The following is a 23188-nucleotide window of genomic DNA, read 5'->3' on the forward strand; positions in this document are numbered from 1 at the left end:
GGCCGGACGCAGGCGCGACATCGTCGCGCCTTGACGATCGCACCAGCACAAGGCGCACCGCGATGAGCGCCCTGCCCTGGCTCGAGATCCACCGCGGCGATGCGCCGCTGATCCTCAGCTTCCCGCATACCGGCACCGAGCTGCCCGAGGAGATGGTCGACCAGTTCGTCTCGCCCTGGCTGGCACGCCGCGATGCCGATTGGTGGGTGCATCAGCTGTACGACTTCGCGCAATCCCTCGGCGCCACCACCGTGCGCACCGCGATCTCGCGCTCGGTGATTGACGTCAACCGCGATCCCAGCGGAGCGTCCCTGTACCCGGGCCAGAACACCACCGGCCTGTGCCCGCTGACCACCTTCGACAACCAGCCGCTGTATGCCGACGGCGCCGAACCCGACCAAGCGCAGATCGCCTGGCGCCGCACGCAGTGGTTCGACCCCTATCACGCTGCGCTCGCTGCCGAGATCGCGCGCCTGCGCACGCAGCACGCCAGCATCGTGGTCTACGACGCGCATTCGATCCGCTCGCATATTCCGCATCTGTTCGATGGCGAGCTGCCGCAGTTCAACATCGGCAGCAACGACGACCGCAGTTGCGATCCGGCCCTGGCCGATGCCGTGGAGCAGCTGTGCCGCAGCAGCGGCTCGAGCACCGTGCGCAACGGGCGCTTCAAGGGCGGCTGGATCACCCGCCATTACGCGCAGCCCGGGCATGGCGTGCATACGCTGCAGATGGAGCTGGCGTGCCGCGGCTATATGCGCGAGCCGGACACCATCACCCCGCAGAACTGGCCCACGCCCTGGCTCCCCGCGCATGCGGTCGCACTACGCGCGGTGCTGCGCCACGTGCTGCTGGCCTGCCTGCAGTTTGCCAATACCACCGCTCACTCCTCCGCCACCACGCCGCCTGCGGCGCACCGTTGATTGCAAGGAAACCGGCATGACCCGTCACGATGCAACCCGCGTCATCCGCGCCGCCACCGGCACCACGCTCACCGCAAAAAGCTGGCTCACCGAAGCGCCGCTGCGCATGCTGATGAACAACCTGGACCCGGACGTGGCCGAGCGCCCGCAGGAACTGGTGGTCTATGGCGGGATCGGCCGCGCCGCGCGCGACTGGGAATCCTTCGATGCGATCGTCGCCGCGCTGACCCGCCTGGACGACGACCAGACCCTGCTGGTGCAGTCCGGCAAGCCGGTCGGGGTGTTCCGCACGCATGCCGATGCGCCGCGCGTGCTGATCGCCAACTCCAACCTGGTGCCGCGCTGGGCAAGCTGGGAGCATTTCAACAAACTCGATCGCAAGGGTCTGGCGATGTACGGCCAGATGACCGCCGGCAGCTGGATCTACATCGGCGCGCAGGGCATCGTGCAAGGCACCTACGAAACCTTCGTGGAAATGGGCCGCCAGCATTACGGCGGCAGCCTGGCCGGCAAGTGGCTGTTCACCGGTGGCCTGGGCGGCATGGGCGGCGCGCAGCCGCTGGCCGCGGTAATGGCCGGCGCCTCGTGCCTGGCGGTGGAGTGCCGCCGTTCCAGCATCGACATGCGCCTGCGCACCGGCTATCTGGACACCTGGACCGATGACCTGGACGAAGCGCTGCGCCTGATCGAGGAATCGTGCACGGCGAAGAAGCCGCTGTCGGTCGGCCTGCTCGGCAATGTCGCAGACGTGCTGGACGAACTGCTGCTACGTGGAGTCAAACCGGACCTGCTGACCGACCAGACCTCCGCGCACGACCCGATCAACGGCTACCTGCCGCAGGGCTGGACGGTGGAGGAATGGGACGCGAAACGCGTGAGCGCACCGAAGGAGGTGGAAGCGGCCGCGCGCGACTCGATGGCCAACCACATCCGCGCCATGCTCACCTTCCACGCACTCGGCGTGCCCACCGTCGATTACGGCAACAACCTGCGCCAGATGGCGCTGGAAGCAGGCGTCGACAACGCGTTCGACTTCCCCGGCTTCGTGCCCGCCTATATCCGGCCACTGTTCTGCCGCGGTATCGGCCCGTTCCGCTGGGTCGCGCTCAGTGGCGATCCGGATGACATCGCCAAGACCGATGCCAAGGTCAAGGAGCTCATTCCCGACGATGCGCATCTGCACCGCTGGCTGGACATGGCTGCCGAAAAGATCGCCTTCCAGGGCCTGCCTGCGCGGATCTGCTGGGTCGGCCTGGGCGACCGCCATCGGCTCGGTCTGGCCTTCAATGCGATGGTGCGCAGCGGTGAATTGAAGGCGCCGGTGGTGATCGGCCGCGATCATCTGGATTCGGGCAGCGTCGCCTCGCCCAACCGCGAAACCGAAGCCATGGCCGACGGCTCGGATGCGGTCTCCGACTGGCCGCTGCTCAACGCCTTGCTCAACACCGCGTCCGGCGCGACCTGGGTGTCGCTGCATCACGGCGGCGGCGTCGGCATGGGCTTCTCGCAGCACGCCGGCATGGTCATCGTCTGCGACGGCAGCGAGGCAGCCGACAGACGCCTGGAGCGCGTGCTCTGGAACGACCCGGCCACCGGCGTGATGCGCCACGCCGATGCCGGCTACGCCATCGCCACCGACTGCGCGAAGCAAAAAGGCCTGGATTTGCCGGGCATTCTCGGCTGAGGATTCTCGGCCCCGGCTGTTTCGCCGACCGCGTGCACGCCGTATGTGGTCGGCATGCAGCACGCGGAGATCACCGGTTGTGAGCGCACCATCCGCAGCAGGCGACGACGATCCGCTGCGTTCTTCCGGCGGCTTCCAGCTCCATTACGGTCTACTTGCAGGCCGATGCAGCAGCGGCCAGCAATGCGCTGTCATCGAGCACCGGTGCCGCCCCGCTTGCGGGATAGGCGGCTGCGATCGCCTTCGCCGCGCGATCGGCGTCCGCCTGGATATACCACTGCGACGACGGCGGCAGCGAACGCCCGCGCACCGCCTGCTCGAAGCGATACTGTCCCCAGTAGATCGCCAACGGCTCTTCCAGCGCGTTGAGCGGGTTACGCAAGGTGGCCGCACCCGGACACAGCCGCACGAAGTTGGCAGCGAGCATGCGTTTGCGCGCCGAGGGCTGCCCCGCAGACAGGTAGTGACTCAATTCATGCAACACGATCGGCGCCCAGTCCATCGAGGCGGTGCCGGTACGCGCATCATGCTGTGAATACAGCAGCATGGTGCGTCCGCGCACCTTGGCCTGGGTGGTGTCCGGCTCCGGCCACCAGACGAATCTTGCCTGGAACACCGCAGGCTCCGGCACCGCAAAGAACGCCCGCATCTGCGCTGCCAACCGCGAAACAGCGGGCTTGGACAGTTCCTCGCCCAGCTCGCGTGCCTGTTGCGCGAAACGCGGTGCAACGGCGACCACGCGCCTGGCACGCGGAACGAAGCGGGCAAAATACGCGCGCAACATCGCCTGATCGTCTACCGACTGCTCGGCAATGGCGGCGTCCGCTGAGGCCTCGAATCCCGCATTCCCGAGGAAATGCCGGGAAAAAGGATCCACCTCACGGGTGGCATCTGGCGCAAACACACGGTCGAGTACCTCCAGATCGTCGTCCTTTGCCAGCCCCGAGGTGCGCCGACGGAAATCTGCGTAGGCCACAAGCGCTGCACGATCGGCCGGGTCCAGCCCGCCATGGGTTTCGAAATAGCTGCGATAGACGGGCGCCGTATAGCTGGGCAACCAGTCCGACAGGTTATCCAACAGGTTGAACAGGTCCGTGGCCTCGCTGTAATCCACCTGCACGGGCGCCGATAACGGCATGGCCGGCGCGGCCTGCACGGTGGCACACATCACGACCCAGATCAGTCCGGCTGAGCGGACGCGCCGCAGCGTTGGCGGCCAGCGATCGATCCATCTGCGCATGCAAGGCTCCGGGCTGGCGGGTGCGCTGATTCGAGCATGCCGGGATACCGCCCGCCACGTGCCTTTGGTCAGGGGGCGCGAGAGCTTTCCTGCTTCGGGTTGCAAGCGAGGAAATCGTTGCCCATCACATTCTCGACGATTGCCCTCAAGTCCGCTGCGTGCGGGCCGACAAGGTATGCAACGTTTCGAGGGATCTCCATGGGCATCTTGATCTACCTGGTGCCTGCATTCGCGCTCTGGGCGCTGATTGCCACCGTGCTGGCGTTCGTGCGTGGCCGGCAGCTGCGCGCCGAATCCGGCCAGCTCGCCAGCACCCAGGACAGCCTTGCCCGCTACCAGGCCGCGCTCTCGCAGGCGAAGGCGCGTGCGGCCGCCAGCGTGCTGGAGCTGGAATCGCTGCAGCGCAGCTACACCGTCCTCAAGCAATCGCTGGAGCAGCAGGAACAGACGGCCGCCGAACAGGCGCCGGCTGCCGACAGCCAGGTGATTCCGATGGTGATGGTGCAGCGGCTGGATATCGCCAACGAGATCGGCACGTTGTTCGCGCACGTCGCACGGGTGGCACGCAGCCTGCGCCGCTACAGCGCCTACAGCCGCGGCCACACCGCGCCGGAACCGGCCACCGCCCGTTACGACCTGCATTGGCTGGCCGATTGCCTGCACAGCTTCGACCAGATCGGCTATGCCCTGTTGCGCGGCAACGTCGCGGCGCTGATCACCGCCTGCCAGGACCTGCTGTCAATGTACGACCACTATCTGAAGGACGGGTCCGGCTACAACAGCCGCGACACCTTCCAGCGGCTGAGCAGCGATGTGCCGCTGTCGGATGCCACCGATGCCATCCGCTCGATCATCGTCAAGGCGACGCTGGCGCAGGATGTGCGCGATGCGGTGATGGAGGATGCGGTTGCGGCTAATGTTGGGTGAGTGGGGAATCGGGAATCGGGAATCGGGAATCGGGAATCGTAAGAGCGTCGGTGCGGGGTTCTGTTGGGTCAACAGGTAGATGCATGCTGTTTGACCACTTCCCGATGCAGGTTGTTTGCCGACTGCCGTGATGCGATTGCCCATGAAAAAAGCGCACCGCTTGCGGTGCGCTTTTTCGTTTCAGGCCTCGGGAATGGCCGGCTTGCCTTGGTTGGCGGCCTTGGTCCCTGCCTGCGTCATGGTGCCTGCTGCGGCAGCGCGTAGGCCACCACGGCATCGCCTGCGGGCGTTTCCATGAAGTGGTGGCCGCCGGCCATGATCACCAGATACTCGCGGCCGTTGTAGGCGTAGACCATCGGGTTGGCCTGGCCGCCGGCCGGCAGCTTGGCATGCCACAGCTCCTTGCCGGTGGACAGATCGATGGCGCGGATCAGGTCGTCGGTGGCTGCGGCAATGAAGATCAAGCCACTGGCCGTCACCACCGAACCGCCATTGTTGGGCGTGCCGATCTCGATCGGCAGACCTGAGCGGATGCCGAACGGACCATTGCCGCGTGCGCTGCCGAACGGACGGTCCCAAAGGGTCTTGCCGCTGGCCAGATCGATCGCACGGATGCCGCCATACGGCGGCTGCTTGCACAGCAGCTTGGTGAACGGCAGGCGCCAGCCGGCGTTGACGTTGATCGCGTACGGCGTGCCGGCCTGTGGATCGCCCGCACCCTCCGCGCCACCAGCATCGCCGCGCACTTCATCGCGCGGTGCCCAGCCCAGTTTGTCGGCCTTGGCGCGCGGCACCAGCAGGTTGTAGTTGGGCATGTCGTTGTAGTTGGCCACGATCACGCCGCGCTGCGGATCCACCGACACGCTGCCCCAATCCGAACCGCCGTTGTAGCCGGGATATTCAATCGAATGACGGTCGGCTTCCGGCGGCGTGTAGATGCCCTTGTAGCTGGCCTTGCGGAACTGGATACGGCACACCAGCTGATCGATCGGCGTCATCCCCCACATGTCGCGCTCGGTCAGATCCGGCTTGCGCAGCGTGTGGTAGAGCGAAAATGGCTGCGTCTTGGCACGCATCTGCGGCTCCACGCCACCGCCCGGCACTGCGCGTTCTTCCACGCCCACCAGCGGCTTGCCGGTACGCCGATCCAGCACGTACAACTCGCCCTGCTTGCTCGGCAACAACACTGCCGGCACGTTGACGCCGCCCTTGGGGAAGTCGATCAGGCTCGGCTGCGAGCCCAGGTCGTAATCCCACGCATCGATATGCGTGGTCTGGAAATTCCACACCGGCTTGCCGGTGGTGACATCCAGCGCCACCAGCGAGGTCGCGTAGCGATTCTCCTGCGGCGTGCGCGAGCTGCTCCAGTAATCGGCGGTGGAGTTGCCCATCGGCAGATACACATAGCCCAGCTGTTCGTCGGCCGCGGCGGTGGTCCACATGTTCGGCGTGCCACGCGTCCAGGTCTGGCCCGGCGGCGGTGCGCCGTTCCAGTCCGGATGGGTCATGTCCCAGGCCCAGCGCAATTGGCCGGTCACCGCATCGAAGCCCTCGATCACACCGGACGGCTCGTAACGCTTCTGCCCGTCCAGCACCTGATGGCCGGTGACCACCACCCCGCGCACGATGGCGGGCGGCGAATTGATCGACACATAGCCCGGCGGCGTCTGCCCCATGCCGACGGTGATGTCGACCTGGCCGTTGTTGCCGAAATCCGTGCACGGCTTGCCGCTACGCGCATCCAGCGCGATCAGGCGGCCATCCAGCGTGCCTTCGATGATGCGCGTGCGGCACAGCGGCGCCCCCTCCGCTGCCACTGCTGCGGCGGCGTCGTTGGCTGCCACCGGCACCTGGTAGTACGACACACCGCGGCAGGCGGCCGTATACGGAATCGCCTCGTCCTTGACCTTGGGATCGTAACGCCAACGCTCCTTGCCACTGGCGGCATCCAGCGCGATCACCTGATTGCGCGCAGTACACAGATACAGGCTGTCGCCCACCTTCAGCGGCGTGGTTTCCGCACCCCAGCGCTTACTCGGCAGGTCGCCGGTGTGGAAGACCCAGGCCTGCTTCAATTGCGCAACGTTGTCGCGGTTGATCTGCTGCAACGGCGAATAGCGCTGCCCGGCCTGGCTGCGTCCATACGCGGCCCAGTCGTCGTCGGCAGGCGCATTGCCCGGCTGCCCGTCGGCGGCGGCCGGCGCTGCAGACGCGCTGCGCTTGACCAGGCCCGCGGCCATGCCGGCGGCGTGTGCCAGCGCGCCATCGGCCTCGGTCACCCCAAACGGCACGAAGGCGAGCGCGAAGGCCACCACGAACACCGCCGCCAGAACGCCGGCCACGCTGCGCGACACCGCACGCGACACCGGGCGCTCCAGCTTCGGCAGCAGCAGCGCCAGCACGAATGCCAAGCCGACGATCAAGCCCAGCCGCGGTACCCAACGCCAGTAGTCGCTGCCCGATTCCCACCACGTCCACGGCAACGTTGCCGCCACCACTGCGGCAAACCACCACGCGCCCGCATTGCGACCGCGAAACAGCAATACGCCGGCGATCAGCAAGGCCGCGCCCGCAGGCGCGTAATACCAGGAGCCGCCCAGCGCGGCCAGCCTCACGCCGCCTGCCAGCAGCACGGCGCCCAGCACTCCAATCACGCCTCCCAACGTCGCCAGCGCCCAGTGGCCGCGACGGGAAGGACGATGCAATGTCGTCATCAGTTGTTCCTCTTCGATCTGCGGCGACGCAACGCCGCCGCACCGCCCACAACCTTCGACCCGCCGCGGTGAAAAAACCGCGTTCTTTGCGAACGCCGTCGAAAAACACTGCGTTGCAGATGTCACCGCGTGCAATAAAAAACGCCGGCTGTGCGCCGGCGTTTTTCTTCAGCTGCGTTGCTCGCCAGGTGCGATCACGCTTCGGTCGGTGGCAGGTCGCCTGCACTTGCTGCCGGTGCAACCGCTGCATCGTCCAGCACGTCCTCGGCCTCATCCAGCGAGGCATCCAGGCGTTCGACCGCCTGCAGCTTTTCGCCCTTGGACAAGCGGATCAAGGTCACGCCCTGGGTATTGCGACCCACGCGCGAGATCTCCGAACCGCGGGTGCGCACCAGCGTACCGCCATCGGAAATCAGCAGCACTTCGTCGGTGGCGCCCAGCAGCACCGCACGCACCAGCTTGCCGTTGCGCTCGGTGGTCTGGATGCCGATCACGCCCTGCGTACCGCGGCCCTTGCGCGGGTACTCGGTCAGCGGGGTGCGCTTGCCGTAGCCGTTCTCGGTGGCGGTGAGGATGTAGGCCATGTCGTCGCTCTCGGCGACGTCGATCACTTCCGCCTCGACACCGTCCATGCTCTCCACCACGTCCTCGACACCCTCGTCCTCGACATCGCCTTCGATGCCGCCGGCACGCTCGGCCACGATCAGGCTGACCACCTCTTCGCCCTTGGTCAGACGGATGCCGCGCACGCCGGTGGCGGTACGGCCCATCGAACGCACGGTGGATTCGCCAAAGCGCACGGTCTTGCCGTTGGAGGCGAACAACAACACGTCGCGATCGCCATCGGTCAAGGCCACACCGACCAGCGCATCGCCCTCATCGAGGTTGATCGCGATCTTGCCGCGTGCCAGCCGGAACGCGAATTCGCTCAGCGGGGTCTTCTTGACCGTGCCGTTGCGCGTGGCAAAGAACACATAGCGATTGTCGGCGTATTCGCGCACCGGCAGCACCGCCTGCACACGCTCGCCGGGTTCCAGCGGAATCCAGTTGATGATCGGACGGCCACGCGCATTGGAGCCGGCCTCCGGCAACTGGTACACCGGCAGCCAGAACACCTTGCCGCTGCTGGTGAAGGTCAGCAGCGTGTCGTGCGTATTGACTAGCCACAGCTGGTCGATGAAATCCTCTTCCTTGGTCGCCGCCGCCGACCGGCCACGGCCACCACGGCGCTGCGCACGATACGCGCTCACCGGCTGGCGCTTGGCATAGCCGGCATGCGAGAGCGTCACCACCACGTCTTCCGGCGAAATCAGGTCCAGGATGTCCAGATCTTCTTCGCTGTGACGGATCTCGGTGCGGCGTTCGTCGCCGTACTCCTCGCGGATGTTGATCAGCTCGTCGCGGATCACCTGCAGCAGCACGTCCGGGTTTTCCAGGATGCGGATCAGGCCCTGGATGACCTCGAGCAACTGCTTGTACTCGTCGGTCAGCTTTTCCTGCTCCAACCCGGTCAGGCGATGCAGGCGCATTTCCAGGATCTGCGAGGCCTGCACTTCACTGAGCTGATAGAAGCCGTTGGCCAGGCCCACGCCCGGGGCCAGATCTTCCGGCTTGGAGGCTTCGGCACCGGCGGCGCCCAGCAGCGCACCGACCAGACCCGGTTCCCAGGTCTTGGCCAGCATGCGCTCGCGCGCTTCCTGCGGGTTGGCCGAGGTCTTGATCAGCTCGATCATCTCGTCGATGTTGGCCAACGCGACGGTCAGGCCTTCCAGCACGTGCGCACGCGCACGCGCCTTGCGCAGTTCAAAGATGGTGCGGCGGGTGACCACTTCGCGGCGGTGGCGGATGAACGCCTGCAGCATCTGCTTGAGGTTCATCAACTGCGGGCGGCCGTCGATCAGCGCGACCATGTTGATGCCGAACACCGACTCCATCTGGGTCTGCTGATACAGGTTGTTGAGCACAACCTCGGCCGACTCGCCGCGCTTGACCTCGATGTAGATGCGCATGCCGTCCTTGTCGGACTCGTCGCGCAGCTCGCTGATGCCTTCGAGCTTCTTTTCCTTGACCAGCTCGGCGATCTTCTCGATCAGCCGCGCCTTGTTCACCTGATACGGAATCTCGGTGACGATGATCGCTTCACGGCCGTTGTCGGCCACTTCCACATCGGCCTTGGCGCGCATGCGCACGCGGCCACGGCCGGTGCGGTAACCGGCAGCGATGCCGGCGGTGCCATTGATGATGCCGGCGGTGGGGAAATCCGGGCCGGGGATGTATTCCATCAGGCCTTCGACATCCAGCTCAGGCGTGTCGATCAAGGCGATGCAGGCGTTGATCGCCTCGGTCAGATTGTGCGGCGGGATATTGGTGGCCATGCCCACCGCGATACCGGCCGAGCCGTTGACCAGCAGGCTCGGGAACCGGGTCGGCATGACCGTCGGTTCCTGTTCCTTTTCGTCGTAATTGGGCTGGAAATCGACGGTTTCCTTGTCGATGTCGGCCATCAGCTCATGCGCCAGCCGCGACATGCGCGACTCGGTGTAACGCATCGCCGCGGCGGAGTCGCCATCGACCGAACCGAAGTTACCCTGGCCGTCCACCATCATGTAGCGCAGCGAGAACGGCTGCGCCATGCGCACCAGCGTGTCGTACACCGACTGGTCGCCGTGCGGGTGGTATTTACCGATGACGTCGCCGACGATACGCGCCGACTTGAAGTAGGCCTTGTTGCTGTGTGCGCCCAGCTCGTGCATGGCGTACAGGACGCGGCGGTGCACGGGTTTGAGGCCATCACGGGCATCGGGGAGTGCGCGGCCCACGATCACGCTCATCGCGTAATCGAGATAGCTCTTGCGCATCTCGTCTTCCAGATTGACCTGGATGATTTCCTTGGCGGTTTCTGCCATTCGGGTTCCGTAAGTGAGGTGGCGGGCGAGCCGGAAAGCCGCGTCGGGGGCGCCCTGACAACAGGCTGCCGACCCCACGCTCCCGCCGATCGATTCAAGCCCCGGATTGTATCACGAAGGGGCACCACGATGCCGCCGGTTTACCGGCCAGAAACAAGCACTTGCAGGATTTTGACGGGACGATGCGGCGATAGTGCGCCGCACTGGCCTCAGCCGCCGAACGCCGCCTGCATGCGCGCCAGGTCCGGCTGCGCGATCACCCCGCGTTCGGTGACGATCGCATCGATCAGGCTGCCGGGGGTGACATCGAACACCGGATTCCAGGCATTGATGCCATCGGCCACCGTGCGCACGCCGCCGACCCCGAACAATTCGCCCGGATCGCGCTGCTCGATCTCGATCTGATCGCCACTGGCGGTGTCCATGTCCACCGTGGACGACGGTGCCACCACCATGAACTTGACGCCGTGGTGGCGCGCGGCGATCGCCAGCTGATAGGTGCCGATTTTGTTGGCGGTATCGCCGTTGGCGCAGATGCGATCGGCGCCGACGATGACCCACTGCACCAGCCCGGACTTCATCAGATGCGCGGCGGCCGAATCGGCGATCAGGGTCGCGTCGATGCCGTCCTGCTGCAGCTCCCACACGGTCAGGCGCGCGCCCTGCAGCCACGGCCGGGTCTCGCCGGCAAACACCTTGGCGATGCGCTGCTGCGCCATGCCGGCACGGATCACGCCCAGCGCGGTACCGAAGCCGGCGGTGGCCAGCGAACCGGTATTGCAATGGGTCAACACGCCGCTGCCGGTCTCGATCAACGACGCACCGAGCGCGCCCATATGCCGGTTGGCCGCCAGGTCTTCGTCGGCGATGGCCTGCGCCTCGCGCGCGATCACCTCGCGCCAGTCGGCGCCGGCAGCGCCCAGCACGCGACGCATGCGCATCAGCGCCCAGGCCAGGTTGACCGCGGTCGGACGCGCGGCATTGAGCCGCAACAGCGCCGGTTCGAGCTTCTGCAGGGCCGCACTGCCGTCATCGGCAACGATGTCGCGCGCCGCCAGCACCACGCCCCACCCGGCCGCAATGCCGATCGCCGGCGCGCCGCGCACGGCCAGCGAATGGATCGCCTCGGCCACGGCATCGCTGGTGTCGCAACGTACATGCTCGACCACGAAGGGCAGCTTGCGCTGGTCGAGCAGTTCCAGGGCATCGCCCGTCCACAGCAGCGGGCGGATATGGTCGTAGCGGGCGTAATCGATATGGGCGCTGTCGTTCATCCGGACATTGTAAGGCGCGCGGGCAGCCCAGTCAGTGGCCGCATCGCTCGGCCCGCCGGCGATGCCGCAAACCGAACTGGTCGAGTGCGCGGTGCCCGCACCGCGCCAGAACGTTGGCCTGCCGCTTCTTGGAAGCCCGTTGCGCAGCCTGCGCGAGGCGGATGAGAAGTTGGCGGGTGGCGTGTTGAACGCCTTTCAGTTGCCGGGCTTGCAATGGCAAGGCAAAGAGAAGCTGGCCGACGCACAGTGCTCCAACCAGCGCACGTCATACCCAGCTTGCACCATGCACACCGACCATCCCGACAGGTCCTTGCCCGCCTACCGTCGCGGGATCTTACGCGGCATGGATGCCGCGTAAGAGCCTACAGGGACGTACTTGCGGCGTGTCCCGCGATGGTGGGCGGGCAAGGGCCCCGCGGCCAAGCCGCAGATCGCCCGCTCCACACCCGACGCATCCGCACCCCGTTCAATCACATCTCAAGACAACTGGGAGCTTGGGCTTCAGCGTGGTCTGGATGTTCCAAGCAGAGCTGGTCAAGGGCTAGACACCCTCACCAACCTGGTCGCGTGCTGACGGGGGCCACGGCGCTGGTTACGCCACCTATGCGATGGAGAGCAGCGGCTTCGTCAGTCCATCAGTCGACGATGAACTCGGCGCGGCAGCCGTCGTTGACCCACACGCCGTCGCGGCTCCAGCCCCAGGTCTGGCCTTCCACGCATTCCTTCTTGGAGATCTGCCGGCCTACCCGCACCTGGCGCTCCACCGAGATCCCGCAGGTGCGGCGTGCGCCCTTCTTCGATTCGCAGGTCACCATGCGTGGCATGGCCACGAACCCGGAACCGTCCTCGGCAGCGACCTCGAATTCGCCATCGCAGCCGCGCGAGACCCAGATTTCGTTACGGCGCGCACCCCAGCTGCGGCCTTCCTTGCACGGCCACACCGAGCGCTGGCGCAGCAGGCGCACCGGCGCACCACGCAGCACCACCGGGCATACCACCTTGCCGCCGTTGGAATCGCAGCGCACCACGCGGCGCATCTGCGGAGCGCTCAGCGCCCGTGCGGTCGCAAACTCCGCACGGCAGCCCTGTTCGACCCAGACGCCACCGCGTTCGATGTCCCACTCGCTGCCACGGATGCAACTGGTCTCGGACAGCTGGCGTACCAGCTGGACGCCGTGCTCGGTATCCATCGCACAATGCACGCGCGCCATGTCCTTGGACTCGCAGCGCACCACGCCGGCGGCGCGATCCGCTGCACGCGCATCGGCCAGCATCAGCAGCGGCAAGCACCACAAACCGCATAAGCTGATCAGCCACTTCATGCCGACAATCCTCACCCAAACACACTCTGCGCCGCGCCCCCGTGGACGCCACGATGAGAGCATCATCGATGTGAAGATAGCAATACGGTGGCGATGACAGCGGGATGGCAACGGGCGCGCGCCCGGTGCCGCGCAGACACTGGGTACCGCCGTGGGTCAGGCGCGGGCGAAGGCGAAGGCCAGCACATCGGCAATCTGCGTGGTGCCACGCATGGCCATCAACAGCCGGTCCACACCGACCGCCACCCCCGCGCAATCGGGCAGTTGCGACAACACCGCCAGCAGCCGCTCATCCACCGGCAGCTGCGGCAATCCGCGCGCCGCACGCACCGCGTTATCGCGCATGAAACGCGCCCGCTGCTCCTGCGCATCGTTGAGCTCGTGGTACCCGTTGGCGACCTCGTAGGCGCCCAGATACAGCTCGAAGCGCTCGGCCACCGGCGGCTCGTCGGGGCGGATGCGCGCCAATGCGCACTGGCTGGCGGGCCAGTCGTGCACCACGGTCAGCGTGTCGCTGGCAAAGCCCGGCTGGAGGCGATGGGTCATCAGCAGATCCAGCCAGTCGTCGCGGGTCAGGCCATCCGGATCGATGGCGATGTCGTGTAGCGGTGCGCGCAGCGTTTCGATCGAATCGCTTAGCGGGTCGATGCCCAGCGCCTGCACGAACAGCGTGCGATAACTCAGCACCTGCACCTGCGCCTGGCGCCCGACCAGCGCAAGCGCGCAGCGCACCAACTCAACGGTCTCCTGCGCCAGGGCGCGATCGTCCCAACCCACCCGGTACCACTCGAGCATGCTGAACTCGGGATTGTGGCGGCCGCCGGCCTCGCCATTGCGGAACACCCGCCCCAGTTCGTAGCAATCGCCCACCCCGGCCGCCAGCAGCCGCTTGAGCGGATATTCCGGCGAGGTGCGCAACCAGCGCACCGGCGCGCCGGCATCGACATGGCCGCTGAAGCGCGTGCTGAAGCTCTCGATATTCGGCTCGGTGTTGCCGGCCTCCGACAGCACCGGCGTCTCCACTTCCAGCACGTCGCGCTCGGCGAAGAAAGCGCGGATCAGCGCGTTGAGCCGCGCGCGCAACCGCAACGCGTCCAGATCGACCTGCATCGCGCTCATGGTTGCTGGCCGTGCTCGCCGAGGAAGGCCAGCAAGCGCGCCTCGTCCCAGATCTCCACGCCCAACGACTGCGCCTTGTCCAGCTTGGACCCGGCCTCTTCGCCGGCCACCAGAAACGCGGTTTTCTTGGAGACGCTGCCGGCGACCTTGGCACCCAGCGCTTCCAGCCGTTGCTTGGCCGCATCGCGGGTGAGCGCGGCCAGGGTCCCGGTGATCACCACGGTCTGGCCGTCGAGCGGGCCGGTTTGCAGCGCGTCGGCGTCGGGCAGACGCGACAGCACCGTTTCCATCGCCTGCTGCGCAGCGCTTGCCAAGGCCGCATTTTCCGGCCGCTCCAGCCATTGCAGCAGCGACGCCACCACCGGCGCGGGAACGCCGGCCTGCAACAAGGCATCGGACCCGGCGCTGCGCAGCGCATCGAAGGAGGCCACCGCGGCAGCCAGCTGCTGCGCACGCACCGGCGTCACCTTGGGGATATCCATGTCCTGCAGCACGCTGGCAAAGCTCAGCGCCTCGCGCAGTTTAGGTGATGGCGGATGCGCATCGCCGATGCGCACGCCACGTTGCAGCAGGTCGTCGATGGCCTGCTGATTGCCGGGCTGGTCGAAGAAGTGCCCGAGCGAGCGCGCCACCTCGCCACCGATGTCGGGCACGCGCTTGAACAGCGGCCACGGCAGATGGCGGATCAGCTCCAGATCGCCGAACCACGCCGACAAGGCCTTGGCGGTGCTCTCGCCGACATGCTCGATGCCGAGCGCAAACAGGAAACGCTCCAGCGTGGTATCGCGCGATTGCTCGATCGCCTCGATCAGGTTTTCCGCCCATTTGGTGGCGATCTTCTTGCGGTTCCAGTCGAACGCCGGCAGCCCGGCGCGCAACAGATCCGCCTGCCAGGTGTGCGGCGCCTCGCGCTCGCCGGCCAGGTCCACACCGATGCCGACCACGGTGTTTTCCAGCTGGCCGTACGCACCGCTGGCCAGATGCTCGCGCGCCTCGCGCAGGAACGCGTGCGGGCTTTCGGCAGTGCTGATCATGCGCAATTGCAGCAGCTGGTCCACGTTGAGCAGATACAGATCGGCCACGCCCTGCACCACGCCGCTGTCGACCAGCACCTCGATGAATTTTTCGCCCAGGCCATCGACATCCATCGCGCGGCGCGAGACGAAATGCCGGAACGCTTCCTTGCGCTGCGCCGGGCAGGTCAGCTCGCCGGAGCAGCGCCACACCGCCTCGCCTTCCTCGCGCACGATCTCCGACCCGCAGACCGGGCAGTGCGTGGGCATCTGCCATGGCTGGGTGCCGGGCGGCCGTTGATCGGCAACCACGCCGGCCACTTCGGGAATCACATCGCCGGCACGCCGCACGATCACCGTATCGCCCACGCGCACATCCAGCCGCGCGATCTGGTCGGCGTTGTGCAGCGTGGCGTTGGTGACGATGACCCCGGCCACATGCACCGGCTTGAGCCGCGCCACCGGCGTGGCCGCACCGGTACGGCCGATCTGGATCTCGATCGCCTCCACCGTGGTGGACTGCTCCTGCGCCGGGAACTTGTGCGCGATCGCCCAGCGCGGCGCGCGCGAGACAAAGCCCATCTCGCGCTGCCCGGCCAGATCGTCGAGTTTGTAGACCACGCCATCGATATCGAAGGGCAAGCCGTCGCGCGCCTCACCGATGCGTTGGTAGTACGCCAACAGGCCGTCGCTACCCTGCACCACCTCGACCAGGGCGCTGACCGGGAAACCCCACGCACGCAACTGCGCCAGGATCGCCGAATGCGTCTGCGGCAACGCACCTTCACTCACTTCGCCCACGCCATACGCAAAGAAACTCAACGGGCGCTGCGCAGTGATGCGCGCATCCAGCTGACGCAGCGAGCCTGCAGCGCCATTGCGCGGATTGGCCAGCACCTTGCCGCCCTGCAGGCGCATCTGCGCGTTGTAGGTCTCGAAGGCGGCGCGCGGCATGTACACCTCGCCGCGCACCTCCAGTACCTGCGGCCAGCCTTCACCACGCAGGCGCAGCGGAATCGCCTTGACGGTGCGCAGATTGGCGCTGACATCCTCACCGGTGGCGCCGTCGCCCCGCGTTGCGCCCTGCACGAACTCGCCGTTTTCGTAGCGCAGGCTGATCGCCAGGCCATCGAGCTTGGGCTCGGCCGAGAACAGCGGCTGCTTCACCTCCAGCCGCTCGCTGATACGCCGTACGAACTCGGTCACTTCCTCGTCGCTGAAGGCATTGCCCAACGACAGCATCGGCAGGGCATGCCGCACCTCGGCAAAGCGCGACGCGGCCAGGTGGCCGACGCGCTGGGTCGGCGAATCGGCGCTGGCCAGCTCCGGGTGCGCAGCCTCCAGGGCTTCCAGTTCACGCATCAGGCCGTCGTAGTCGACGTCGGCCATCTGCGGCTCGTCGAGCACGTGATAGCGGTAGTTGGCGTCCTCGATACGATGACGCAGGGCGTCGATGCGCTGAGCGGGATCCGGGCTGACAGTCATACGATCGCTGGGCTGGCTCTGGGCCGCCCATTCTAACGGGCCGTGCCGGTGTGCAAGTGCTGCCGGACCACCGACCAAATCGCGCGACAGCGAGCCCGGCAGCGATTTCCCGATAGGCAGACAGGCACAAACCCGCTAGCGTGGCGCCCTCTTTGCCTGCTCGCCTGGAGCTCACCGTGCCGTTGCCCGTTTCGCGCCGTTCGTTTCTCAGCCTTGCCAGCGTTGGCGTGGCGATCTCCGCACTGGGACTGGCACCGGCAGCCGAGGCAGCCCGCAAGCGTGCCGCTGCGCCAACCAAGCCAGGCGTGGCGCCGGCAGCGGGCGCGGTGTTTCTCAATCTCAACGAGCATCCGCTCGGCCCCTCGCCCGCCGCAGTGGACGCGGCAACGCGCTCGCTGGCACGTGCGGGCCGCTATCAGTTCGAGATGGAGCAGGACCTGCGCAACCTGATGACCGGCGAGCTGCAACTGCCCGGCGATCATCTGGCGTTCTTTCCCGGCTCCAGGGACGCGCTGCTTCGTGCCGGCAGCCTGTTCACCTCGGCACGTGCCGGGCTGGTGGTAGCCGACCCGAGCTTCGACCCGATCATCGACAGCGCCACCGCCCGCGGCGTGCCGGTACGCAAGGTGCCGCTGCGGGCCGATGGCGCGCACGACGTCAAGGCGATGGCCAAGGCCGACCCGTCCGCCGGCCTGATCTACCTGTGCAACCCCGGCAACGCCAGCGGCGCCATCACCCCGCGCGCCGACATCGAGTGGCTGCTGGCCAACAAGCCGGCCAGCGCAGTGCTGGTGGTCGACGAGGCGTATATCCACTACAGCAACGAGCCGTCCATGGCGGACCTGGTGCGCCAGCGCCAGGACCTGATCGTGCTGCGCAGCTTCTCCAAGCTCTACGGCATGGCTGGCCTGCGCCTGGGCGCCGCGCTGGCGCCGCCGGGGCTGCAGACCAAGCTCGCCAGCCTGGGCAGCAACCCGTTGTCGGTACCGGCAATGGCCGCCGGCATCGCCAGCCTGCGCGACCCGCAGCTGGTGCAGACCCGCCGCGCGGAGAACGCCCGCGTGCGCGACGACACCATCGCCTGGCTCAAGAGCAAGGGCTACACCTGCCTGCCCACGCAGGCCAATTGCCTCCTGCTCGACGTCAAGCGCGACGCTGGCGTGTTCGCCGATTCGATGCAGAAACAGGGCGTCATCGTCGGCCGCAGCTGGCCGATCTGGCCCAAGCGCGTGCGCGTGAGCGTCGGCACCGAGGCGGAGATGCTGCGCTTTCGCGAGGCGTTTACCAAGGCCAAGCGCTGATCGCCAAGCACAGAGTGGCCATCACTTCCCCTCTCGGGAGAAGGTGCCCCGAAAGGGCGGATGAGGGTGCGCCTAAGAGATCTACCATCACCTGTAATGACAAACGCGTCGCCACGCGCCATCAGACCTGAATCACCGACTGCTGCACTGCTTCGCCTCCGTACCCTCACCTCAACCCCTCTCCCGCCGGAGAGGGGCGTTGATTTCCTATCGCGTGGGAGTTGGAAACGGCGCGGCAGCATTCGGACGCAACATGCGCCGGATCCACACGTAGCTGAGCGCAAACGTCAGCGCCATCGACACCGCAATCCACACCAGGAGCTGGCGCAGCATCGGCGGGCCCTGAAAGATGCGCGCGTAGTAGCTGGCATCCAACAGCGCGATCGCATGCGGCAGGAAGACAGTGACGATGGGCGTTGGCACTGGCGCAACCAGCAGCGCCACTGCAGCGGCAAACCCGATCGACCTCCATTGCGCGCGATGTGGGCTTGTCGACGCGCCTTTGCGCAAACGCAGCGCAATCCGCGACGCCATCCATAGCAGCGGTGCGGCCAGGATGGCCCACACCGCCAGCAACATCAGCACCGCCAGCGCGCCCTGCAAGCTCCACATCGTTCACCTCTACGCTAGGACGCGTCCTGCGGCAGGTCGCGACTTAGACCGCGTATGGACGACTCACGGTCGGGATGACTCGCGGTCAATGGCTCGCAATCACTGACTCAGCGACGCTCGATCACCAGCGGTGCGCAATCACCACCCACGCACATCACCAGCAGCGCACACTTGAAAGCAATACGCACTCACCAGCGCGGCGACTTGGTCAGCGGCGGTGCCTGGTGCTGGCGATCGTAGGCGCGCAGTTCGTCGCGGATATGCGCCACGCGCTGGCGGCCCAGCGCATTGCGGCTGTCGTCCAGCACCACGCCGTCGAGCAGTTCAGCCATGCGCTGCACGGTCGGCAGCATCTTTTCCCAGGCATCCAGCGCGGTCATCGGCGCCGGCAAGGTGAGGAAGAACGCAATCGCCGGGGTCTGCATCTCGCGGATGTTGGCCATGTCGAAGCTGCCGGGCTTGAGGATGCTGGCCATGCTGAAGATAGGCCCGCGCTCCGGATGCCCCTCCACCAAACGGTGGAAGACATTCATGTGACCGAACACCAGCCCGGTCTTCTCCGCAGCGACCACCACATCTTCGCCGCGCAGCACCTGGCCGGCCTTGGCGGCCACGAACAGCGAGACGATCTTGTCGAAATCCTGGTTGGGCCGCTTGCCGACATCGTTGCCGCCGGCCGTATCGGCATCGTCCAGGTTCAGTTCGCTTTGCTCGGCGCCTTCATTGCGCTCGAACGGGTCGCCCTCCACGCCAGGCTCGCTGGAGATCACCGGCTCGCGGCGCTCGCGCGGTTGCCCGTCGTCCTTGTCGACCCGGCGCCCTTGTGGCGATTTTTTCGGGCGACCAAACAGGAAGATGGCCGCGACCAGCAGCAGTCCAGCGATCAGGATCCCGATCCGGATCATGGCCATGTCGGACATTCAGCGTGCCTCCGCATAAGAGTGACAGGTGTCGATATTCCGACAAGCATGGCACGTCATGCCGCACCCGCCAAACGTGCGGCCTCTTCCAGGTCCACGCTGACCAGGCGACTGACGCCCGGCTCACGCATGGTCACGCCGGAGAGCTGGCGCGCAGCCTCCATCGTGGCCTTGTTGTGGCTGACGAACAGGAACTGCACCTTCTCGCTCATTTCTCGCACCATGTTGGCCAGGCGGCCGACATTGGCTTCGTCCAGCGGCGCGTCCACCTCGTCGAGCAGGCAGAACGGCGCGGGATTGAGCTGGAAGATCGCAAACACCAGCGCCACCGCGGTCATCGCCTTCTCGCCACCGGACAGCAGCGAGATGCTGGACACGCGCTTGCCCGGCGGGCGCGCCATGATGGTCACGCCGGTGTCGAGCAGGTCTTCGCCGGTAAGCTCCAGATACGCGTGGCCACCGCCGAACAGGCGCGGATACAGCGCCTGGACGCCGGAATTGACCCGGTCGAAGGTGTCCTTGAAGCGGCCGCGGGTTTCGCGGTCGATCTTGCGGATCGCCTCTTCCAGCGTCTCCAGTGCGGTGTTGAGATCCAGATTCTGTGCGTCCAGATATTCCGAACGCTGCGCCGCTTCGCCGTACTCCTGGATCGCGGCCAGGTTGACCGGTTCCAGCCGCCGCATGCGGCCGTCGATCTGGCCGACCGCCGCCTCCCACTCGGCCACGTTCGCTGCTTCCGGCAATCCATTGACGACGTCCTCGAGCACGAAGCCGGCTTTCACCACGGCGGCCTCCAGTTGCTCTGCGCTGAGCACCAGCGCCTGCTGATCGAGCTTGCGCTGCGAGATGCGCTCGCGCTGGGCCAGCGCCTGTTCGTCGCGCTGCTGGCGGGTCTGCTCGTAGCTGCGCAGCTCGCCATCGATGCTTTCGAGCATGGTGCGCGCTTCGCTCAGCACGCGCTCGGTGCGTACACGCTCGCTCAACGCGGCCTGGTGCTCGTGCTCCAGCGTTTCCACCGGTGAGTCGCCGTCGCTGAGCTGGGCGACCAGGTCCTCAAGGCGCGTATCGAGCTGGCCGCGCTGGCTGTCCATGCGTTCCAGCGTCTGGCTCAGCGAGGTGATCTGGGTACGTTGCGATTCCAGCGTCAGTGCCAATGCATGCATCGCATCGCGCACGCCACGTGCAGCATCGCGGGCCTGATCGCGCGCATCGGTGAGCTGACGGCGTTCGTTCTCCAGCGCCTCGCGAGTGCCTTGCAGGTCGCCCATCAGGGTCACCGCGTCTTCGAGCTTGGCGCGTGCCTCGCGTGCCTGCTCGCGGCTGGTGTCCAGCGTTTCCAGCAGCTGCGACAATTCGTTTTCGATGCGTTCGATGCGCGTGCGCGCGGCATCGACCTTGCCCTGCTGGCTCTGCAGCTGGCCGGCCAGCTCGGACACGCTGCGGTGCGCCATGTACAACTGGCGCTGCGCATCTTCGCGTTGCTGCTCGGCCGCCAGCAGTTGCTCGCGGAAGCTACCCAGGCGCTGCTCGAGTTCGGCCTCGCGCTCCTGCAGCGTTTCGATCTGCGCACGCAGCTCCTGGATCTCGCGCTCGCGCAGCAAGGCGCCCTGCTTGGCGGCACCGGAGCGCGACACCCGCACCCAGCCCTCGCCCAGCCGCTCGCCGCTGCGGGTGATGACCGAATCGCCTTCGGGCAGGCTGCGCTGCAGCGTGCGCGCGGCCTCCAGATCCTCGGCCGCGTGCAGGCGCGCGAGCAGGCGACGGATCGCGATCGGCCCCTGCACCTTGGCCGCCAGCGAGGTCGGCGCGAAGCTCGCGTTGTCGCTGGCACCGGACACCAGCGCGATGCGGCCCTCGCCCAATTCGCCCAGCGCATCGACCAGTTGTTCCGGCGCATCCACCAGCACGCCTTCGATCAACTGCCCCAACGCGCCTTCCACCGCGTTTTCCCAGCCGCTTTCGACCGTGATGCGCTCGCCGACACGTGCGGCAGAATCCAGCCCGCGCGACTTCAGCCACGCCACTGCGGCGCCCTGCTCCTGGCCGAGTGCGGCCTGCTGCAGGGTTTCCAGCGACGACAGCCGACCACGCGCGGCCTGCGCCTGCTTGCGCACGTCGGCCAGTTCGCCCTGGCTGGCGCGCTGTTGTTCCTGCAGCCCGCCGAGCGCGTGCTTGCGCGCTTCGACCTGCTCGGTTAGCCCGTCCAGCGAGGTCTTCTGGGTTTCGTGGCGCAGCTCGATCTGCTCGAACGCCTCGGCCAGCGCATCCAGGTCCAGCCCGGCGCGCTCGTTGACCAGCGCTTCGCGGCGGCGCTCGGCCTCCAGCGACTGGCGATCGAGATAATCGACGCGCGTGCGCTCCACTTCGCCGGCACGCGAGGCTTCGCCGGTGTCGCGGTTATGGGTTTCCCAGCGCTGCTGCCAGTCGGCCAGGCGCGCCTCGGCCTCGCGTAGCGACTCCTGGCGGAATTCGTGGTCTTCGCGCAGCTGTTCCAGTTGCGGTTCGGCAGCGTCCACCGCCTCGCGCAATACCGCCAGCCTGGCCGAATCGCCGCTGATGTGCTGGGTCAGCTCCTGCAACTGGCTCTGCGCCTCGTCACGCGCCTTGTGCAGGCGATGCGAGAGTTCGCGCTGATGCTGGATCTGCTGCTCGATGCGCGCCAGTGCGCCACCGACCTGATAGACATCGGCCTGCGCCTTGGCCACCGCTTCGGCGGCTTCCTCGCGACGCGCGCGCCCGGTTTCGATCCGCGCCTCGGCATCGCGCTGTTCGGCGATCAATTGCTGCAGCCGGGTCTCTTCTTGATTCAGTTTTTCGCGCAGGCCCTGTAACCGGCCATCCAGGCCGCGGTATTCCAGCGCCTTCCACTCGGCGTCCTTGATCCGGCGCTCTTCCTGCAGGGCCTGATACTGCTCGGCCTGGCGCGCCTGGCGCTGCAGATGCGCCAGCTGCTTGGTGATCTCTTCGCGCAGGTCGCCCAGGCGATCGAGGTTCTCGCGGGTATGCCGGATGCGCGTTTCGGTTTCCTTGCGGCGCTCCTTGTACTTGGAAATGCCGGCGGCTTCTTCCAGGTACACGCGCAGGTCTTCCGGGCGCGCCTCGATGATCTGGCTGATCATGCCCTGCTCGATGATCGAGTAGCTGCGCGGCCCCAGGCCGGTGCCCAGGAACAGGTCGGTGATGTCGCGGCGCCGGCACTTGGTGCCGTTGAGGTAGTAGGCGCTGTTGCCGTCGCGGCTGACCAGGCGCTTGACCGAGATCTCGTTGAACGAGGCGAACTCGCCGCTGATGGTGTGATCGGAATTGTCGAAGATCAGCTCCACCGTCGCCTGCGACACCGGCTTGCGCGCCGAGGAGCCGGAGAAGATCACGTCGGTCAGCGAGTCGCCACGCAGGCGGCTGGCCGAACTTTCGCCCATCACCCAGCGCACCGCGTCGATGATGTTGGACTTGCCGCAGCCGTTGGGACCGACGATGCCGGTCATGTTGGTGGGCAGGTGCAACGTGGTCGGGTCGACGAACGACTTGAAACCGGACAGTTTGATCGTGGACAGGCGCATGGGACTGAAGGTTCCGGGCACCGCACGGGCGAGGCCGGCAGGCGCTTTTTCCTGTGAAGCCGCCCCCTAAGCCCTTGATCCACAAGATCTATGGGCCGTGGAACCGGCAATGGAGCATGAGTATAGCGGCCCTGGCATCGCTGGCGTGGCCGCAGAAAGACGAAGGGCGCCTAACCAGGCGCCCTTCG

15 protein-coding genes are annotated in these 23188 nt (G+C 66.7%); 5 read left to right on the top strand and 10 right to left on the bottom strand.

The features are described from left to right. Window positions 1–62 precede the first annotated feature (62 nt). Both hutG and hutU read left to right on the top strand, forming a co-directional pair. The gene (gene hutG, locus AC1KVE_RS13650) at window positions 63–923 is read left to right on the top strand and encodes an N-formylglutamate deformylase (protein WP_054592817.1); all 861 of its coding nucleotides are present in this window, start codon (window positions 63–65) and stop codon (window positions 921–923) included. Window positions 924–939: 16 nt separating this feature from the next. Continuing rightward, the gene (gene hutU / locus AC1KVE_RS13655) at window positions 940–2607 is read left to right on the top strand and encodes a urocanate hydratase (RefSeq protein WP_481092227.1); all 1668 of its coding nucleotides are present in this window, start codon (window positions 940–942) and stop codon (window positions 2605–2607) included. Window positions 2608–2758: 151 nt separating this feature from the next. Here the strand turns inward: hutU and AC1KVE_RS13660 are convergent, their stop codons facing one another. Then, a complete protein-coding gene (locus AC1KVE_RS13660; protein ID WP_481092226.1) occupies window positions 2759–3847 on the bottom strand; it encodes a hypothetical protein in 1089 nt (362 codons plus the stop codon). 198 nt (window positions 3848–4045) lie between these two features. Here AC1KVE_RS13660 and AC1KVE_RS13665 point away from each other — a divergent pair, with 198 nt between their 5' ends. Beyond that, entirely contained in the window at window positions 4046–4774 is a 729-nt protein-coding gene (locus AC1KVE_RS13665; protein ID WP_039514302.1) for a hypothetical protein, read from the top strand. A 236-nt stretch (window positions 4775–5010) separates the two neighbouring features. Here the strand turns inward: AC1KVE_RS13665 and AC1KVE_RS13670 are convergent, their stop codons facing one another. The 3 genes from AC1KVE_RS13670 to mtnA form a co-directional block, all read right to left on the bottom strand. Continuing rightward, window positions 5011–7488 carry a membrane-bound PQQ-dependent dehydrogenase, glucose/quinate/shikimate family gene (locus AC1KVE_RS13670; protein WP_481092225.1) on the bottom strand — a complete coding sequence of 826 codons (2478 nt, stop codon included), beginning with the start codon at window positions 7486–7488 and terminating at the stop codon, window positions 5011–5013. A 194-nt stretch (window positions 7489–7682) separates the two neighbouring features. Next, window positions 7683–10394: a DNA gyrase subunit A gene (gene gyrA / locus AC1KVE_RS13675; protein ID WP_184434185.1), complete on the bottom strand. Its 2712-nt coding sequence runs from the start codon at window positions 10392–10394 to the stop codon at window positions 7683–7685. Window positions 10395–10603: 209 nt separating this feature from the next. After that, entirely contained in the window at window positions 10604–11668 is a 1065-nt protein-coding gene (mtnA, locus tag AC1KVE_RS13680; RefSeq protein ID WP_039812638.1) for an S-methyl-5-thioribose-1-phosphate isomerase, read from the bottom strand. A 34-nt stretch (window positions 11669–11702) separates the two neighbouring features. Here mtnA and AC1KVE_RS13685 point away from each other — a divergent pair, with 34 nt between their 5' ends. After that, complete coding sequence (locus tag AC1KVE_RS13685; protein ID WP_481092224.1) at window positions 11703–12026, top strand: hypothetical protein; 324 nt, start codon at window positions 11703–11705, stop codon at window positions 12024–12026. A 277-nt stretch (window positions 12027–12303) separates the two neighbouring features. Here the strand turns inward: AC1KVE_RS13685 and AC1KVE_RS13690 are convergent, their stop codons facing one another. From AC1KVE_RS13690 to ligA, 3 genes are all read right to left on the bottom strand, one after another. Next, the gene (locus AC1KVE_RS13690; protein ID WP_024939845.1) at window positions 12304–12990 is read right to left on the bottom strand and encodes a DUF3011 domain-containing protein; all 687 of its coding nucleotides are present in this window, start codon (window positions 12988–12990) and stop codon (window positions 12304–12306) included. Between the two features lie 156 nt (window positions 12991–13146). After that, the gene (gene epmA, locus AC1KVE_RS13695; protein ID WP_481092223.1) at window positions 13147–14109 is read right to left on the bottom strand and encodes an EF-P lysine aminoacylase EpmA; all 963 of its coding nucleotides are present in this window, start codon (window positions 14107–14109) and stop codon (window positions 13147–13149) included. Then, window positions 14106–16607, bottom strand: coding sequence for an NAD-dependent DNA ligase LigA (gene ligA, locus AC1KVE_RS13700; protein WP_184455585.1), 2502 nt, complete (start codon window positions 16605–16607; stop codon window positions 14106–14108). Before ligA ends, epmA begins: the two co-directional genes overlap by 4 nt. Before the next feature lie 176 nt (window positions 16608–16783). On the opposite strand from ligA, the gene AC1KVE_RS13705 reads away from it, so the two are divergent. Then, window positions 16784–17908 carry a pyridoxal phosphate-dependent aminotransferase gene (locus AC1KVE_RS13705; protein ID WP_184455583.1) on the top strand — a complete coding sequence of 375 codons (1125 nt, stop codon included), beginning with the start codon at window positions 16784–16786 and terminating at the stop codon, window positions 17906–17908. A 207-nt stretch (window positions 17909–18115) separates the two neighbouring features. Here AC1KVE_RS13705 and AC1KVE_RS13710 read toward each other — a convergent pair whose 3' ends face one another. From AC1KVE_RS13710 to smc, 3 genes are all read right to left on the bottom strand, one after another. Then, the gene (locus AC1KVE_RS13710; protein ID WP_184455581.1) at window positions 18116–18520 is read right to left on the bottom strand and encodes a hypothetical protein; all 405 of its coding nucleotides are present in this window, start codon (window positions 18518–18520) and stop codon (window positions 18116–18118) included. A gap of 188 nt (window positions 18521–18708) precedes the next feature. Continuing rightward, window positions 18709–19440: a cell division protein ZipA gene (gene zipA / locus AC1KVE_RS13715; protein ID WP_065032401.1), complete on the bottom strand. Its 732-nt coding sequence runs from the start codon at window positions 19438–19440 to the stop codon at window positions 18709–18711. 56 nt (window positions 19441–19496) lie between these two features. Next, window positions 19497–23000: a chromosome segregation protein SMC gene (smc, locus tag AC1KVE_RS13720; RefSeq protein ID WP_054592266.1), complete on the bottom strand. Its 3504-nt coding sequence runs from the start codon at window positions 22998–23000 to the stop codon at window positions 19497–19499. Window positions 23001–23188: the final 188 nt, after the last annotated feature.

Source organism: Xanthomonas sp. NCPPB 2864 (assembly GCF_056675615.1).